The organism is Plantactinospora mayteni, from assembly GCF_016862935.1.
Lineage (GTDB): Bacteria > Actinomycetota > Actinomycetes > Mycobacteriales > Micromonosporaceae > Plantactinospora > Plantactinospora mayteni.
Window position 1 is genome coordinate 74,484 of record NZ_BONX01000050.1, and the last position, 15,562, is coordinate 90,045.

The following is a 15,562-nucleotide window of genomic DNA, read 5'->3' on the forward strand; positions in this document are numbered from 1 at the left end:
AGCGAAGCTGTCGGGCGAGCCCGCGCAGGAGACTACTCGTCGTGGCACCAGCCGAGCACCCGCTCCGCCTTCGTACAGTCGAAGAACCCCTGGTTGCCCCGGAGTTCGCCGCGGACCGGCACGTCCGGGTAGTACTCGCGCCGCAGTTCCTCGCTCGGGGTGCCGGTCGTGGTCTGCGGGGCGACCACGTAGCAGACCTGGTGGCCGGTGAAGTCGGCGGTGAGGGCCAGCAGGCAGGCCCGGGCCGCCGGCCGGGCCAGGGTGTACCCCCACAGGTCGCGGACGGCGAGGGCCGAGTACCGCACCTCGGGCCGGACGGCCGGTCGGGTCGGCAGTACGGCGTGCAGCCGCAGGCTGGCGATGCTGAGGTTCTCGTACCGGCGGGCGAAGCTGTCCGCCTGGGCCTCGCCGAGCCACTTCGACAGGCTGTACGGGTCCTCGTTGTAGCTGGGATGCCGCTCGTCCAGCGGAAAGTAGTCGAAGCGCGGCTTCCGGCTGTATCCGCCGCCGATGGCGTTGACGCTGGAGGCGAGGCAGATCCGGGCGATGCCGAGTTCGGTGGCGGCCCGCAGCGCGTTGTAGCTGGCGGTGACGTTGACGTTGTGCACCACGTGGTCGGGCTCGTCCCACGGCTTCGGGTACGCCGCCAGGTGCACCAGCGCCTCGCAGCCGTCCAGCACCCGGAGCAGTGCCGGATAGTCGGTCACGTCGGCGGGCCGGCGTACCAGCTCGGCCGGCGGGTCGGTGCCGGCGTGCAGGGCCGACGGCCGGTCGATCTCCACCACGGTGTGCCCCTCGGCCAGCGCGTAGCGGACCAGCGACCGCCCGACCGTACCGGCACCGCCGGTCACCGCAATACGCATCCCACCATTGAACCTTTTTCCACCACCGCCTGCGGTCCGACGGACCGCAGGCGTCAGACGAACTGGTCGGCGGCGTACCGGAACGGGCAGTCCTGCGGCGGCGGCTCGCGGAGGCCGCCGGCGAGGCCGCCGGGGTCTCCGACCCGGAAGATCACGACGACCCGCTCGCCCACGAACTCCGGCGCCGACCGCCCGACCGGTCCGGTGGGCCGGCGATGCGTCGCGCCCGCGAAAAGTTTCGGCCGCCCGGGATTCGGCCGACTCCGCACGGCGTCGTTCCACCTGAAGCTGTTGAGCAGGGATTAGACCCGGATCGACCGGCCCTCGGGGGACGGGTGGGAGCTATCCATATCCTTACCTGCGCCGATGTGGCTAGAGTGGGGGCGATTGAAGTTTCGGAATCTTTCCGTTAGCCTCCTGAAATCGAGTCCTGTCGATACAGCGTAAGGTTGAGTGCCCCCTGAACGGAGTCCCATGCCCGGGATACGGGCTAGTGCCCCGCTGGCGCCGAGTGCCGTGGTCATCGCTCCCGACCACGGCACGAGTCACCACGCCGATCTCTGCGCCGGGCTCGCCGAGGTCGTCGTCCGGGCACGGGTCGCCCCGGATCGCTCATCCCCCACGACACCGTCCATCGAGCCGGCACCACAGCGGACGGGTGCATCGACGACACACCCACACCATCCCTTCCCGGACCCGAGAGGCAACAGGCCATGAGCGACAAGACCGTCCCTGACCCCAGACGCCTGCTGGCCAGACCCGGCCCGCGTGCCGCGCTGGTCTCCCTCGCCGTCGGCATCCTCACCGCCGGTGCGGCCCTCACCTTCGCCTCCTCCGCCAACGCCGCGACGACGCTCGGCGCGTCGGCGGCGGAGCGGGGCGGCCGTTACTTCGGCGCGGCCGTGGCGGCGAGCAAGCTCAGCGACAGCGTCTACACGACGGTACTGAACCGCGAGTTCAACCAGATCACGCCCGAAAACGAAATGAAGATCGACGCGACCGAGCCGCAGCAGAACCAGTTCAACTTCACCAACGCGGACCGGATCGTCAACCACGCGACCAGCCGGGGCTGGAAGGTCCGGGGCCACACCCTCGCCTGGCACTCGCAGCAGCCGGGCTGGATGCAGAACATGAGCGGCACCGCGCTGCGCTCGGCCATGCTCAACCACGTCACCCGGGTCGCCGGCTACTACGCGGGCAAGATCGACTCCTGGGACGTGGTGAACGAGGCGTACGCCGACGGCAACGGCGGTGCCCGCCGCGACTCCAACCTCCAGCGCACCGGCAACGACTGGATCGAGGCCGCCTTCCGGGCCGCCCGGACCGCCGACCCGAACGCCAAGCTCTGCTACAACGACTACAACACCGACAACTGGACCTGGGACAAGACCCAGGCCGTCTACCGGATGGTGCAGGACTTCAAGCAGCGCGGCGTACCGATCGACTGCGTCGGGTTCCAGTCGCACTTCAACAGCGGTTCGCCGTACCCGAGCAACTACCGCACCACGCTCTCCAGCTTCGCGGCGCTCGGTGTCGACGTCCAGATCACCGAGCTGGATATCGAGGGTTCCGGCACCACCCAGGCCAACACCTACCGCAACGTGGTGAACGACTGCCTCGCCGTCGCCCGCTGTAGCGGGATCACCACCTGGGGCGTACGGGACTGCGACTCGTGGCGGAGCGGTGGCACCCCGCTGCTGTTCGAGTGCAACGGCAACAAGAAGCCGGCGTACGACGCGACGCTCAGCGCGCTGAACAACGGCGTCACCCCGACCAACCCGCCGACCACGCCGCCGACCGGCAACCCGACCAACCCGCCGACGACCCCGCCCACCACCCCGCCGACGCAGGGACCGGGCGGCTGTTCCGCCACGGTGTCGCTGAACTCCTGGACCGGTGGTTTCGTGGCCACGGTACGGGTGACGGCCGGCTCGTCGGGCACCAACGCCTGGTCGGTGGGGATGACCCTGCCGTCCGGCGCGACCGTCACCAACGCATGGAACGCGAACCGCAGTGGCAACAGCGGCGCGGTCACGTTCACCAACGTGAGCTACAACGGCCGGATAGCCGCCGGACAGTCGACCGAGTTCGGCTTCCAGGGCACCGGCAGCGGCACAGGAATGTCACCGACCTGTAGCGCCAGCTAACCGACCTGCGACGACACACCCGGTGCGGAGGACCGCGATGGTCCTCCGCATCGTTCTGTGCCCGTTGACGTAGTCGTTGAGTTGCAGAACGACAGTGTCGTTCGAGTTCACGTTCGTCGTAGCGGTGGAGATGCCGCCGTCGCCCCCGGTCCGGATTGCCGTCCGGACCGGGGGCGCTGCGGCGCCGCCGCTGCAACGGCGACACCTCACCCGTCCGGAAAGGCCAACCGGAAGGGTGACTCGGGTGCCGACGGCGGCCCGTCGGGCCAGCACACCAGGCAGGTACACGGCTTCACGGACGGCACGCCGCCGTAGGCGATGACCACAAAGCCGGGGCAGCCGTGCGGGTCGGTGGTCACCGGCGCCCGGGCCGCGAGCCAGCAGGGCATACAGACGGCCGAGGGGTCCACCATCAGGCCGGCGGTCATCGGACGTGCTCCAGGGCTGCTCGGATGTCGTCGACGGTCGCGTCCTCGGGCAGTAGGCCGGAGAGCAGAATCCGGACTACTCTTTCGCGTCTCAGCACCTCAGCCGCCCAGGCGTCGACCGGGCAGCCCCGCCGGATGCAATTCAGGCAGCGACCGCCTCGACCGTGCACCTGGCGCGCGGTGCGCGCGGTGGCGTACTCAAGGGCGGGGCTCCAGTCCCCAGCGATCCCGCCGCTCACCGGTCCGGCCCGTCCACCCGGCGCCACCGGCCGTCCTCACGCCGGTAGTCGCGGACTCCGTGCAGCTCCTCGACCAACCACGCCAGGATGTCGAGGACGATGTCGACAAGCCGGACAACGACCTTCACGGCCGCCGCCGGTACTGCTGCCGTTGACCCGTCGTGATGATGGGCTGACCGTCCCATCGGGTCTCAGCAGCCCAGGCAGCTCGGGCCCGTTCACGGACGGCCCGGCCACGCCCGTCGTGGTAGGCGCTGGCCAGTTTCAAGACCCGTTCTCGGGCGGCCCGCTGCTCGGCCGCGTCGTCGAGCTGGGCGGCGACCAGGATCTGCGGGGCGGCGCGACGTTCAGTCCGCCGGCCGCGCCACCGCGTCCACCACGTGAACAACGTCGTCCTCCCTCGCACCTGAGGGGTGACGGCCGGACCCTCCCCGGCACCGACCGCCACACCCGCCTGGCGGGCGCCGCCCGGGGGTACTGCGGGGGCGGGCGGCGCCCAGCTCGGTGGACGCGACGCGCAGCCGTACCAGAGAGTGCTGACGGAGATCGGTGTCCGCCGCGTCCATAACGGACCGTAGGTGGGCAGAAACACGAACGGTGTGACCGCGCGGTCACACCGTTTCAAGATCGGCGATCTTGACCAGCACTACACGGGGCCGGTATCGGCATCCGGGTCCAACGGATCAACGCCCACCCGAACCGCCAGTTCCCGCAGCTCGGCGCCGCCCTGCCGGCGGGCATCCCTGACGATCTGGCCGACGATCTCCCGCACGCTCGGTCGCGACCGCAGCTCGGCCGGGGACACCTCGTCGGCTGCGAGGAACTGGGTCACGGCCTTGTCCGGGTGGCCAGCCTGGTACCAGCCTCGCCCGCAGGAGATGTGCAGGTGGGCGAGCCGTTGACGGGTCCGTAGCCCCGTCCGGTCGACTCGTCGAGCGTACTCCGGTGCACGGCCGGGCTCGTCCTCCAGCGCCTCGGCGACGCGCCACACGCCGACGTTGGCCGGCGTCAACTCCATCCGCCACGGATCGGCACCGGCCCGGCCGGCTGCCTGCTCGGCCTCGTTGTGATGAGCGCTGGCCGTGTCAGTCTGGCCGAGCGTGGCGGCAGAGAGCGCCGCTTGGAGGTGCAGCATCCCGTACCAGGACACCGCCTCGTCACCGCCGATGTCCCCGACCTGGTCGGCGGCTCGGGCGGCGACGGCAAGGGATCGACGTCGGCCGCCGACGGTGCCGCTCGCCAACGCGGTTTGTGACGAGGCGAAGGCCGCCGCAGCGGTGATGGTCGGTTCGTCGAGCTGGCCAGCGGCGGCCTGGGCGCGTTCGGCGAGCCTCGCCGCGAGGTCGATGTGGCCGAACGGCTTGACGGTCAGCGACGCACAAACAGTAGCCCGCACCAGCAGGTCAAGACCGGTCCGGCCGTCGTCGCCGCTGACGCTGGCCAGCCGACGGGCGTCCATGACCAGGGGCGGCAGGAGAGCAGCGAGGGTCTGGTAGTCGCACGCCATCCGGGCGGCCATGGCGCGGTCGATCTCGGCGGCCAGGACCTTCGGCGTGATTGGCGAGGTGTCCTCGGGGTCGTCGTCGAGAGCACCGCGCAGGGCCGGGACGGCGGAGTAGATGACAAGGTCATCTCGGGTCTGCGGCTGGGCCGGCTGCCCGGTGAGGTCCGTGGCAGAGACGCCGAGCGCGGTCGCGAAGGCGTAGAGCAGCCGCCGATCGGTGACTGGCTTGTGCCCGTTCTCGACACGCGAAAGGTGCTCGCGGCTGATGCCGACGATGTCGGCCAGCTCCTGCTGCGTCAGGCGCGCGATGTCGCGCCAGCGTGCGATGCGCAGGCCGATGTAGTCACGTCCCACGGTGCCCTCCTACAAAGGGTGCGGTCGGCGTTCCGCACTGCATCCGACCAGTGAAATCGACGGTACGCCGCACCGTCGGTCGCTGCTACCGCAAGGTCCCGCAACAGCATCGAGCGCTGAAGGGCCAGCAGTCCTCACCACGCTAACGCCAAGATCTATTGTTCGTACATTCGACTAACCGCCCCAGCGGATGTTCGCCCGGTTACTCGTACCGTCCGGTCTGTGCTAGATCCGCACTCCGGCGTTCCGCGCCATCGCCAGCTCGCCGCCGAGCTGCGAGGACGGATCACGTCCGGCGAGTGGTTGCCCGGGGGGCTGCTTCCGCCCGAGGCCAGACTCAGCCACGAGTACGGAGTCGGAAGAGGCACCGTCCGGCGCGCGGTGGCAGAACTGCGTCGGGAGGGCCTCATCGACGCCGCGCCGGGACGCGGAACCCAAGTTCGCGAGGAGGTCGACCGAGAGCCAGTCCGGGTGCAGCGTGGGTCGAAGGTCACCGCGCGGATGCCGAGCCCGGAGGAGCGAGCCTCCCTCGACATTCCCGAGGGCGTACCCGTCCTGGTTGTTGCCATCGGTGGCCGGTCGCGAGTCTTCAGTGCTGAGCGGACGGTCTTGACTTTCGCCTAATGGTGCCGACCGGCCTGAACTGCTCTGGCCGAACAGGCCCTCAGCTGGACCGATACGGCGTCCTAGGCTCGGCCTGACCGGCACTCTGCCCCGCTCGGGGTTGCCCGACAGGTGGTCGCCGTGGTCCGGTCGGGGACCGCTCGCTCGGGTGTCGCCGAACTGGAGGCCCGCATCCCGACCGTGCGGGCATAACCTTCGACGGTGGTCACCTACCGCCGTCTCGACGGCCTGTCCGCCATGCCGTTCTTCCCACCGCTCGTGGACCTGTACGGCATCGTGTACGCGGAGCCGCCGTACGAGGAGGGGCCGGACGAGGTGGCCGGATTCGCCGCGAAGCTTCCTGAGGAGTCGGCACGGCCCGGCTTCACCCTGGTAGCCGCCGAGGATGGTTCGGATCTGATCGGTGCTGCCTATGGCTGGACGATGCCGGCCGGAGTGTGGTGGTCGCGCGCCGACGCCGACCCCGCTCCGGAGATACTGGCTGCGACCAAGCTTGCAGTCATGGAATGGATCGTCCACCCCGACCACCGCCGGCAGGGCGTCGGCGCCGAACTGATGCGTCGACTCCTCGTCGGCCGCCCCGAGACATGGGCAACCCTCGCATCCGACCCACGAACCCTTGCCCGACGTCTCTACGAACGGGCCGGCTGGCGAAAGGCCGACCGCTCGCATCTGCCGTGGGGGCCTGCCATGGATCTACTCGTGCTGCCGTTACCAGTCCGCTGATTGTCGAAGGGCCGGCGGCACATGCTCCGGACGCAGGGCTCGTCAGCAGTCAGGTAGTACTCCTCGGGCACCAACCCGGCGCACCGGTACCGCTGCGGCTCGGGGTCCGCGAACCCGGCGAACTCCCGCCGCAGCCGGTGTGCCAGCCGGCCCCAGTATTCCGTCTCGGCAATGCCGCCGGTCAGTGTCTGCGCTCCGGGACCGGCGTCGCCGAGTCCTGCCGGTGGTCGGCGACAAACTCGGCCACGATCCGCCGGGCGTAGGCGGCCCGGTCCGGGTCGGCGGTCGAGAAGTCCTCCGGTGCCGGCACCCGCGCGGCCAGTCCCCAGCCCCGGCCCCGCGCCCAACTGGCGTCGTCGACCGACAGCGCGGCCCGGAACACGGCACGGCTGTGCGCCGGCAGCACCGTCCAGGCGGCTATCAGGTCACAGGCCGGATCACCCACACCCATGCAGCCGAAGTCGATGACGGCGCGGAGCCGGCCGTCGACGGTCAGCAGGTTTCCGGCCGAGAGGTCGCCGTGGATCCAGACGCCCTGGCCGTCCCAGGCCGGCCCCGCCGCCAGGGCCGCCTCCCAGACCGCCGTCAGCGCGTCGATGTCGACCAGACCGACCAGGGCCGCGATCCGCGAGCGGACCGAGTCGTCCGCCGCGATCGACGGCCGGCTGTCGCCCATGGGTACGCCTCGATAGGCGTTGCTGGACTCCGGCGCCGGACCGTCGGCGGGATCGATCCGGCGCAGCGCGAGGACGAACTCCGCCACGTCCCGCGCCAACCGGTCCGGGTCGGCGCCGCCCTCGCGACTCGGGTTCTCGCCGTCGAGCCACGGATAGACCGACCACCGGAACGGATAGCCCTCGGCCGGCTGGCCCAGCGCGAGCGGAACGGGGATGGTCGACGGCAGGTGCGGGGCCAGTCGGGGCAGCCAGTGTTGTTCCCGGTCGACCTGCGGCGCCCACCTGGCGAGGCGGGGCAGCCGCACGACCTTGTCGTCGCCGAGCCGGTACATCGCGTTGTCGGTCCCCCAGATCCGGGTCCGTACGACGGGCAGCTCCGCCCACTGCGGAAACTGGGCCGCGAGCAGCCGTCGGACGAGAGCCTCGTCGACCTGCGCCTGGACGGAAGACGGATCAGCGGTGGACAAACGGATCTCCCTCGACATCGAGCATGGCTGACGATCACGCGGCTGTGGCTGTGGCTGCGGCTGCGGCTGCTGGCAGGGTAGGCGCCGCCGGACGGGCGGGCCCAGCCATTTTCGGCCCCGCCTGGCGGCGCCGATTCTGGCTGGCCTGCTGCTGGGTTGGCGGGACCGGCGGGGTGGCACGGTCGCGGCCAGGGCGTCGGACTGACCCGCCGGGCGGGGCGAAACCCGGCGACGCGGGCTTGGCACGGATGCGACGATCGCCGGATGCCGATCGACCAACAGCTACTGCTGGCGTTCACCCTGACCACGATCGTCGCCATGGTCACGCCCGGGCCGGACATGCTGTTCGTGCTCGGCTGCGGGATGCGCGGCGGCTCCCGCGCCGGACTGCTCGCCACCGCCGGGGTGGCGACCAGCGAGGCGGTGCACGTTGCCGTGGCGGCGGCCGGGCTGGCCGCCCTCTTCGCGGCGGCGCCGACCGCGTTCGCGGTGGTGCGGATCGTCGGCGCCGCCTACCTGATCTACCTCGGGGTGCGGTTGATCCGGCACCGCCGCCGGGACGCCCAGGCCGAGCTGCCGACCGGGGACGGCGGGCTGTCGGGCCGGAAGGCGTACCTGAGCGGGCTGTTGACGAACCTGCTCAACCCGAAGATGGTCACCTTCACGATCGCGTTCCTCCCCCAGTTCGTCAGTCCGGAGTTGGGGCAGGTCTGGCTTCAGTTCGCGATCCTCGGCGCCATCCTGATCGGGTTGGAGTTCCTGGTCGACGGTGCCGTCGGAGTGTTCGCCGGGCGGATCGGCGCTTGGCTGCGCCGACGGGCCGCCGTACGCCGCCGGATCGACGCCGCGACCGGCGGCATCTTCATCGGCCTCGGCGTACGGCTCGCCGTCGAGCGGTGAGCCGAGTCCCTGGTCACCGGTCTCGGCTTCGGCTTCGGCGTCGGCCCTGGCAGCGGATGTCCCCCGCTCCGCCCCGCGCCCGACCTGCCCGGTCACGGCCGGGCTCGGCGGCGTGCGCGGCGCCGTCGCCGGATCAGCCACCAGGCCGCCAGGCAGAGCAGCACCAGCACGACGAGGCCGGCACCGGCCTCCCCGAGGTGGTTCTCGATCCGCCGCCAGGAGGCGCCGGCCAGATAGCCGACCATCACCACGGTGGTCGCCCAGGCCGTGCCGCCGAGGGCGTTGAAGAGCAGGAACCGGCGGTACGGCATCCGGTTCATCCCGGCCAGCGCCGGCACCAGGGTCCGGAGTACCCCGACCCACCGCCCCAGCATCACCGCCAGCGGTCCGTGCCGGGCCACGAACCGCTCGGCCCGGCTCCAGCGCTGTTCGCCGACCCAGCGCCCCGGACGGCTGCGCCGCAGCGGCGGGCCGCTCCATCGACCGACCTCGTATCCGACGCTGTCCCCGGCGATGGCGGCGACGCTGGAGACCACGACCATCGCCGGCAGGCTCACCCGGCCGGCGGCGGCGAGCGCTCCGCCCAGCAGCAGTGCGGTCTCACCGGGCAGGACCAGCCCGACGAACGCGGCGGACTCACCGAAGGCGAGCCCGCCGACCACCAGCAGCGCCGCCCAGCCGGAGAGTGCGGTGAGGGTCTCGATGACGCCGTCCACCCGGGCCGCCCGTCAGCCGGTACCGGCAGCCGACCGGCCGGCGTCGCGGCTCCGGCCGGACAGGTGATGGAGTACGCCGCGCCGTGCCGCGCCGCTGGGCCGGCGGCAAGCGGCGGGCGTTCCGGCCGAAGCGAACTCCACCCGGCCATCGTGCCCGAGGAGCTGACCCGAAACGCCGGGAATGCCCTGACTAGCGCCGCTGGTACCCGGCCGACCCGTCACCCCGACTGCCGGCGCCCGACTGCCGGAGGTACGACTGTTCAGGCGGGCCCGGTCGACCTGCTACGAAACGGACGTTCCGGGGCTTGTCCGGCGATAGGCTCGGCGGCGTGCGCCCCACCATCCAGGAGAATCCCCGGCTGCGCCCGGTGACCGCCACCGACCGGGTCTGGACCGGCGTGACCACCACCGGCGACGGTCGGGTCTTCGTGAGTTTTCCGTCCGCCGACGGTCCCGGGATCCAGGTCGGAGAGGTGGTCTCGGACGGTCGGGTGGTCCCCTATCCCGACGCGGCCTGGAACGAGGTACGCGACGACCTCGATCCCGAGGGCGCCTTCGTGCACGTCAACGCGCTGCGGATCGGGCCGGACGGCAACCTGTGGATCGTCGACTCGGGGAGCCCCGGGATCGGGCTGCCGGTCGTACCCGGAGGTCCTCGGCTGATCGTCGTGGAGCTGGAGTCGGCGACGGTGGTCCGGAGCTACGACCTCGGCCCGGCGCTCCGGCCGAACAGTTACGTCGACGACGTCCGGTTCAACGGTCGGATGGGTTACCTGACCGACGCCGGCGCACCCGGGCTGATCGTGCTGGACCTGGCGACCGGGGCGTGCCGCCGGGTACTCGACGGGCACGCCAGCACGGTCGCGCGCCGCCCGCTCCGGGCCGACGGGGAGATGCTCCGGGACGCGCACGGCCGGGAACTGCGGATCCACGCCGACCAGTTGGAGGTCTCGCCGGACGGCCGGTACCTCTACTTCCAGCCCGCCTCCGGACCGCTGCACCGGATCGAGACGCGCTGCCTCGACGACCCGGAGATCCCCGCCGAGATCGTCGCCGGGCAGGTCGAGCCGTGGGTGGACACCCCGACCACCGGCGGCACCGCGATCGACGCGGCCGGGGTGATCTATCTGAGCGACGTGGACCGGCGGCGCATCCTGGCGATCGGACTCGACCGCCGGATCGAGACCCTGGTCGCCGACCCCCGACTGGTCTGGGGCGACGCGATGTGGCTCGACGGCACCGGCCAGCTCTGGATCCCGGCGGCCCAGCTCAACCGCACTCCGGGACTGGCCGGCGGCGCCTCCAGTGTCGACTACCCGGTGTGGATCTACCGGATGCCGGTCAACGCGGCGCCGCCCGCCAACGACCACGCCTGATCCCGCGACCCGTACGGCGGCAGGCAACCCTGGTACGTCGTCGCCGCAGCCGGCGGTGACACCGACGGGTCGCGCCGACCCCCGTACGGCTGTCAGACTGACCCCCGTCCGGCCGTCACCGTGACCCCCGTTCGGTGGTCGGGTCACGCCGGGCCGGTCCGCCGACCTACCCGGGTGGGAGGCGACCGGCAACCACGTGCGATCTGGGACAAACCAGCAGTTATTCCTCTGCTATTCTTCGGCTTCGATGCGTAGGGGTAGCGGCACGGTCCAGTGTGGACATGGACATTGACGTGGACGTGCTGCCGCGCGGCGGCGGAACGACGGGAGGGTTCGGGCGCGCATGTCTGTCTCCCCCAGCAGCTCTGCCTCCCCCAGCGCCGCCGGCTCCCCCAGCGCCGCCGGCTTCGCCCCGGTCGGGCAACCCAGGCCGGTCGACCCGGCGCCGGCCGTCACCGAGATGCCGGCGGCCAGCGCGCTGAGCTGGGTCTACACGCTCTTCCCGGCCCTGCTGCGGCTCACCTGCGGGATCGCCTGCGCGGTGGCGGCGCTCACGGTGCGTACCCCGCCGGTCTCCACTTCGCTGCTCGTCGTCGTGGTGAGCCTGCTGACCGCCTGGTCGGTGCTCTTCGCGGCCCTGGTGGTCCGGTGGCGCCGGCCGGCGCCCGCGATGGCCGTCGACGTCCTGCTCACCGTCGGCACCTGCCTGCTGATCCGGGACGTGGTCGCCGCCGAGGTACTGCCCGGCGAGGTGAGCTGGGTGGCGATCCAGTCCAGCACCTCGGTGATCGTCGCCCAGTTCGTCCTGCCGATCACCCGCTCGGTCCCGGCCGGGCTGCTGGTGGCCGCCGCGTACGGGATCGGCGCGCACCTGGCCGGCGACGACACCGAGGCGGTCGGGCACGCGATCACCCTCGCCGTGCAGACCGGCTGCGCGGCTGCGCTGGCCGGGGTGGCCCGGCGCAGCAGCCGGCTCGCCGACGCGGCGTTCGCGGCCTACCAGGAGACCGCCTGGGCCGCCCTGACCGCACGGGCCGCCCGGGCTGCCGAGCGGAAGCAGAACCGCGACCTGCACGACACTGTCCTTTCCACCCTCACCGTGGTCGGCCTCGGCGGGGTGGCCGGACGGTCACCGCTGCTGCGCGAGCGGGCCGCCGCCGACCTGCGTACCCTGGCCGGCCTGGCCGGCAGCCAGTCTGGGCTGGACACCGAGCCGGAGGCCGAGGTCCGGCTGATCGCCCTCGACGAGCGGCTCCGCGCGCTGCTCGGCCGGCTGCCGGAGTTGCGGGCCAGCGCGGCGCTGGAGGCGTGCGCGGTGCCGGCCCCGGTCGCCGAGGCGGTCACCCACAGCACCGGCGAGGCACTGTCCAATGTGCTCCGGCACGCGCCGGGGGCCACCGCCTCGGTGCGACTGTGCCGCAACGGCGACACCGTCGCGGTCGAGGTGGTCGACGACGGGCCCGGCTTCGACCCGGACACGGTTCCCCGGCACCGGTACGGCCTGCGGGAGTCCGTACACGGTCGGATGGCGACGGTCGGTGGCCGGGCCGAGGTCTCGTCCGCGCCCGGTCAGGGCACCCGGATCCGGCTGGAGTGGTCGGATGCCCACTGACCTGGCCGGCGGTGCCGCGGGTACGGTCACCGCCACCGTCGAACGAGGTCCCCGGATCGCGGCCGTACTGATCGCCTTCGGCTGGCACCTCGTCATCAACCTGCCGGCGGTGCTCGGCAACTGGCCGCAGTACCGGCTGCCCTGGGTCGTCGGCGCAGGGTGGCTGGTCTTCAGCGCGGTCGGTCTGGTCGCCGCGGTCAACCTGCTGCGCGGTGCACCCTCGCCGACCTGGCCGCTGGTCGGGGTACTGCTCCTGGTCGACGTGCTGGTCTTCGCCTGTACCCCGGCATCGCTGGTCTTCGACTCCGCCAACTTCGGCTGGGCGACTCTCGGCTGGTTCGTCGTACTCCTGCTCTGGGGTCGCCGGATCCCGGCCCTGGTCGCGGTACTGGCGGTCGGCGCGGCGATCGCCCTGGTCGGGATACTCGCGCTGCGCGGTGCCGGCGCCGCAGACCTCAGCCGGTACGCGATGGCCGTCTACGGCAACGCGACGCTGCCCATCGCGATGATGATCGCGGTCAACCTGCTCGGCACCCTGGCCGGCAGCACCGCCCGGGCGGCGGCGGCCCGGACGGCGATCGAGACCGAGCGGGCCGCCGCCGGCCGGATGCACCAGAGCCGCCGGGACCGGCTCGCCGCGCTGGACCGGACCGCCGGGGCCATCCTGACCGAACTCGCGGAGGGCCGGGCCGACCCGGCGGATCCGGCCGTGCAGCGCCGCTGCGCCCTGGAGGCGTCCCGGCTGCGCCGGCTGATCGCCGAGTCGGACGACGTGCCGGATCCGCTGCTGCACGAGCTGCGCGCCTGCGTCGACGTGGTGGAACGCAACGGCCTGCCGGTCGACTTCGTGGCCGTCGGCACGCTGCCGCCGCTGCCGGTGGAGATCCGCCGGCAGCTCGCCGAACCGCTGACCACCACCCTGACCGCCGCGACCCGGTGGGCCCGGCTGACCGTGGTCGGCCAGCCCGACGAGGTCGTGGTGAGCCTGACCACACCCGGCACGTCTACGACCACGGCCGAGCCGGGCGGCACCGGTGACACCATCGGAAGGGCCGGCGACGACTTCTCCGCTGTCGCTGGCGAGGTCGAGTACGTCTACGAGGAGAACGAGGAACTGGTATGGGTGCAGACCCGGTGGCGGGCGGCATGACCCCGGAACGGTCGCGGATCACGGTCGCGATCGTCGACGACCACCCGGTGGTCATCGAGGGGATCCGCTCGTGGCTGGCGACCGAGCCACGGTTGGCGGTGGTGGCGACCGGCGAGGACCCGGATCGGGTACTCGCCGCCGACCAGCCGACGGCCGACGTGATCCTGCTCGACCTGCGGCTGCGCGGTCGGATGGTGCTGGACAAGGTGACCGAGCTGGGCGGCGCCGGACGGCGGGTGGTGGTCTACTCCGAACACAGCGACTCCGACACCATCCTGGCCGTACTGGACGCCGGCGCGGTCGCCTTCCTGGCCAAACACGAGGGTCGGGAGCACTGCGTCGACACCGTCCTCGCGGCGGCGAGCGACCGGCCGTACGTGCCACCGGCGCTGGCCGGCGCGATCGTCGGCGACCGGCGTACCGGCCGGCCCGTGCTCTCCGACAAGGAACGCGAGGCGCTGCTGCTCTGGTTCCAGTCGATGTCGAAGGCGTCGGTGGCGCGCAGGATGAACATCAGCGAGCACACCGTCAAGCAGTACGTCGACCGGGCCCGGATCAAGTACGCCCGGGCCGGCCGGCCCGCCGCGACCAAGGCCGCCCTGCTCGCCCGGGCCATCGAGGACGGCCTCGTCCGAGCCGACGAGATCGGCAGTTAGTTCCGACCCCACCCGCCGGTCGCCGGCAGCCGTAGATCCAACGCCCATCGGCCGACGGTCGTGCAGGGGTCAGCCGAGCGTCCGACCCCCCAACAACCGTCGTGACAGCGGGTCGGAAGTCCGCCAGCCTAGGAGGTACGACGTCCCGTACCCGGGAGGCCCTCCCCCATGACCGAGAACGCGTCCCCGTTCTTCATCCGGCCCCATCGTTTCGACGACCCGGACCAGGACGATACCTACTTCCCCCGGCTCGACTGGCACCGCCGGCTGGTGCTGGACACCGACGAGCGGGTGCTGTGGCGCGACCGGGTCGAGGTCGCCGGATATCTGCTCGCCCCCGATGCCGGCCCGGACGAGTTGGCCTGGGCGTTGCCTCAGCCGGCCGAGGTGATCGTCACCGACCGTCGCTTGTGCTACGTCTGTCTGGACTGCCACCTCGGACCGGCGCCCGGGCTCCAGGCCGATTCCCGGCACCGGCGCCGGACCGGGCCGGCCGGCAGCCGGGTGGTGACCGGGCAGATCCGCTGGCAATGGCCCGCCGGGCTGCGCGTCCTCTCCGCCGGCACCGGCCCGGAGACCGATCCGGGTACGGCCGGCGAGCGCCTGCTCGTCGTCTGCGACGCGGTACGCGCCACCGGCCGACCGGCGCTCGCCCTCTCCGGTGGCCCGCTCGACTCGCCGCAGCGGGTACGCCGGTTGGCCACCGTGATCCGGCGGGCGGTGGCCGGGTTCCGGCTCGCCAATCCGGCCATGGTGGAGCTGGCCCCGCCGGAGTGGGACGCCCTGCTCAGCCGCGCCGGGCTGGCGCTGCACGCCGACGCCCTCGCCGATCCCCGGCGCGGTGTCGACCTGCCCGGGTCGCTGCCGGTCGAGTTCGCGCACCGGGACGACTACTACCGTCGCTCGCTGCGCCGCCGGAACGCGCCGACGCCGAGCCGGAGTTCCGCCCCGCCGACCGGCAACTCGTCGGCACCGGGTGCGGGTTCGCCGACGCCCGGCCGGAACCTGTCGCCGTCAGGCCGGAACTCACCGGCACCGGGCCGGCTGCCGGGCGGCCCACCGGCCCGCTGGTCGGAACGGCAGCCGGGCTCCGCCTCCTGACCTGATCGGCTCGCCTCCTGAC

At 72.1% G+C, this 15,562-nt stretch carries 16 protein-coding genes; 9 read left to right on the forward strand and 7 right to left on the reverse strand.

All coding sequences use genetic code 11. The features are described 5' to 3' along the window. Nucleotides 1–32: 32 nt before the first annotated feature. Nucleotides 33–863: an NAD-dependent epimerase/dehydratase family protein gene (locus Pma05_RS33295; protein WP_203861482.1), complete on the reverse strand. Its 831-nt coding sequence runs from the start codon at nt 861–863 to the stop codon at nt 33–35. Nucleotides 864–916: 53 nt separating this feature from the next. Beyond that, nucleotides 917–1,132: a hypothetical protein gene (locus Pma05_RS33300; protein ID WP_203861483.1), complete on the reverse strand. Its 216-nt coding sequence runs from the start codon at nt 1,130–1,132 to the stop codon at nt 917–919. 444 nt (nt 1,133–1,576) lie between these two features. Here Pma05_RS33300 and Pma05_RS33305 point away from each other — a divergent pair, with 444 nt between their 5' ends. After that, nucleotides 1,577–3,010 (forward strand): endo-1,4-beta-xylanase, encoded by a 1,434-nt coding sequence (locus tag Pma05_RS33305; protein WP_203861484.1) that lies wholly within the window; start codon nt 1,577–1,579, stop codon nt 3,008–3,010. Nucleotides 3,011–3,673: 663 nt separating this feature from the next. Here the strand turns inward: Pma05_RS33305 and Pma05_RS43620 are convergent. The 3 genes from Pma05_RS43620 to Pma05_RS33315 all read right to left on the reverse strand — a co-directional run bounded on the left by Pma05_RS43620 (nt 3,674) and on the right by Pma05_RS33315 (nt 5,535). Further along, nucleotides 3,674–3,805 (reverse strand): hypothetical protein, encoded by a 132-nt coding sequence (locus tag Pma05_RS43620; protein ID WP_275414791.1) that lies wholly within the window; start codon nt 3,803–3,805, stop codon nt 3,674–3,676. Further along, nucleotides 3,802–4,065, reverse strand: coding sequence for a hypothetical protein (locus Pma05_RS33310; RefSeq protein WP_203861485.1), 264 nt, complete (start codon nt 4,063–4,065; stop codon nt 3,802–3,804). Before Pma05_RS33310 ends, Pma05_RS43620 begins: the two co-directional genes overlap by 4 nt. 258 nt (nt 4,066–4,323) lie before the next feature. Then, nucleotides 4,324–5,535, reverse strand: a complete 1,212-nt coding sequence (locus tag Pma05_RS33315) for a helix-turn-helix domain-containing protein (RefSeq protein ID WP_203861486.1) — start codon at nt 5,533–5,535, stop codon at nt 4,324–4,326. A 222-nt stretch (nt 5,536–5,757) separates the two neighbouring features. On the opposite strand from Pma05_RS33315, the gene Pma05_RS33320 reads away from it, so the two are divergent. After that, on the forward strand, nt 5,758–6,159 hold the full coding sequence (locus tag Pma05_RS33320) for a GntR family transcriptional regulator (protein ID WP_203861487.1): 402 nt from the start codon (nt 5,758–5,760) through the stop codon (nt 6,157–6,159). Between the two features lie 201 nt (nt 6,160–6,360). Continuing rightward, nucleotides 6,361–6,885, forward strand: coding sequence for a GNAT family N-acetyltransferase (locus Pma05_RS33325; RefSeq protein WP_239313634.1), 525 nt, complete (start codon nt 6,361–6,363; stop codon nt 6,883–6,885). A gap of 181 nt (nt 6,886–7,066) precedes the next feature. Here Pma05_RS33325 and Pma05_RS33330 read toward each other — a convergent pair whose 3' ends face one another. Then, nucleotides 7,067–8,029 (reverse strand): aminoglycoside phosphotransferase family protein, encoded by a 963-nt coding sequence (locus Pma05_RS33330; RefSeq protein ID WP_239313637.1) that lies wholly within the window; start codon nt 8,027–8,029, stop codon nt 7,067–7,069. Between the two features lie 264 nt (nt 8,030–8,293). On the opposite strand from Pma05_RS33330, the gene Pma05_RS33335 reads away from it, so the two are divergent. After that, nucleotides 8,294–8,929 (forward strand): LysE family translocator, encoded by a 636-nt coding sequence (locus Pma05_RS33335; protein ID WP_203861489.1) that lies wholly within the window; start codon nt 8,294–8,296, stop codon nt 8,927–8,929. 92 nt (nt 8,930–9,021) lie between these two features. Here Pma05_RS33335 and Pma05_RS33340 read toward each other — a convergent pair whose 3' ends face one another. Beyond that, nucleotides 9,022–9,645 (reverse strand): DedA family protein, encoded by a 624-nt coding sequence (locus Pma05_RS33340; RefSeq protein ID WP_203861490.1) that lies wholly within the window; start codon nt 9,643–9,645, stop codon nt 9,022–9,024. 329 nt (nt 9,646–9,974) lie between these two features. On the opposite strand from Pma05_RS33340, the gene Pma05_RS33345 reads away from it, so the two are divergent. From Pma05_RS33345 to Pma05_RS33365, 5 genes are all read left to right on the forward strand, one after another. Further along, nucleotides 9,975–11,021 (forward strand): L-dopachrome tautomerase-related protein, encoded by a 1,047-nt coding sequence (locus Pma05_RS33345; RefSeq protein WP_203861491.1) that lies wholly within the window; start codon nt 9,975–9,977, stop codon nt 11,019–11,021. A gap of 460 nt (nt 11,022–11,481) precedes the next feature. Continuing rightward, on the forward strand, nt 11,482–12,633 hold the full coding sequence (locus Pma05_RS33350) for a sensor histidine kinase (RefSeq protein ID WP_203861528.1): 1,152 nt from the start codon (nt 11,482–11,484) through the stop codon (nt 12,631–12,633). Continuing rightward, entirely contained in the window at nt 12,623–13,783 is a 1,161-nt protein-coding gene (locus tag Pma05_RS33355) for a hypothetical protein (RefSeq protein ID WP_203861492.1), read from the forward strand. Before Pma05_RS33350 ends, Pma05_RS33355 begins: the two co-directional genes overlap by 11 nt. Then, entirely contained in the window at nt 13,753–14,439 is a 687-nt protein-coding gene (locus Pma05_RS33360; RefSeq protein WP_203861493.1) for a response regulator, read from the forward strand. The genes Pma05_RS33355 and Pma05_RS33360 overlap by 31 nt, the downstream gene beginning before the upstream one ends. A 168-nt stretch (nt 14,440–14,607) precedes the next feature. Then, nucleotides 14,608–15,540, forward strand: coding sequence for a hypothetical protein (locus Pma05_RS33365; RefSeq protein WP_239313643.1), 933 nt, complete (start codon nt 14,608–14,610; stop codon nt 15,538–15,540). The last annotated feature ends 22 nt before the right edge of the window (nt 15,541–15,562 follow it).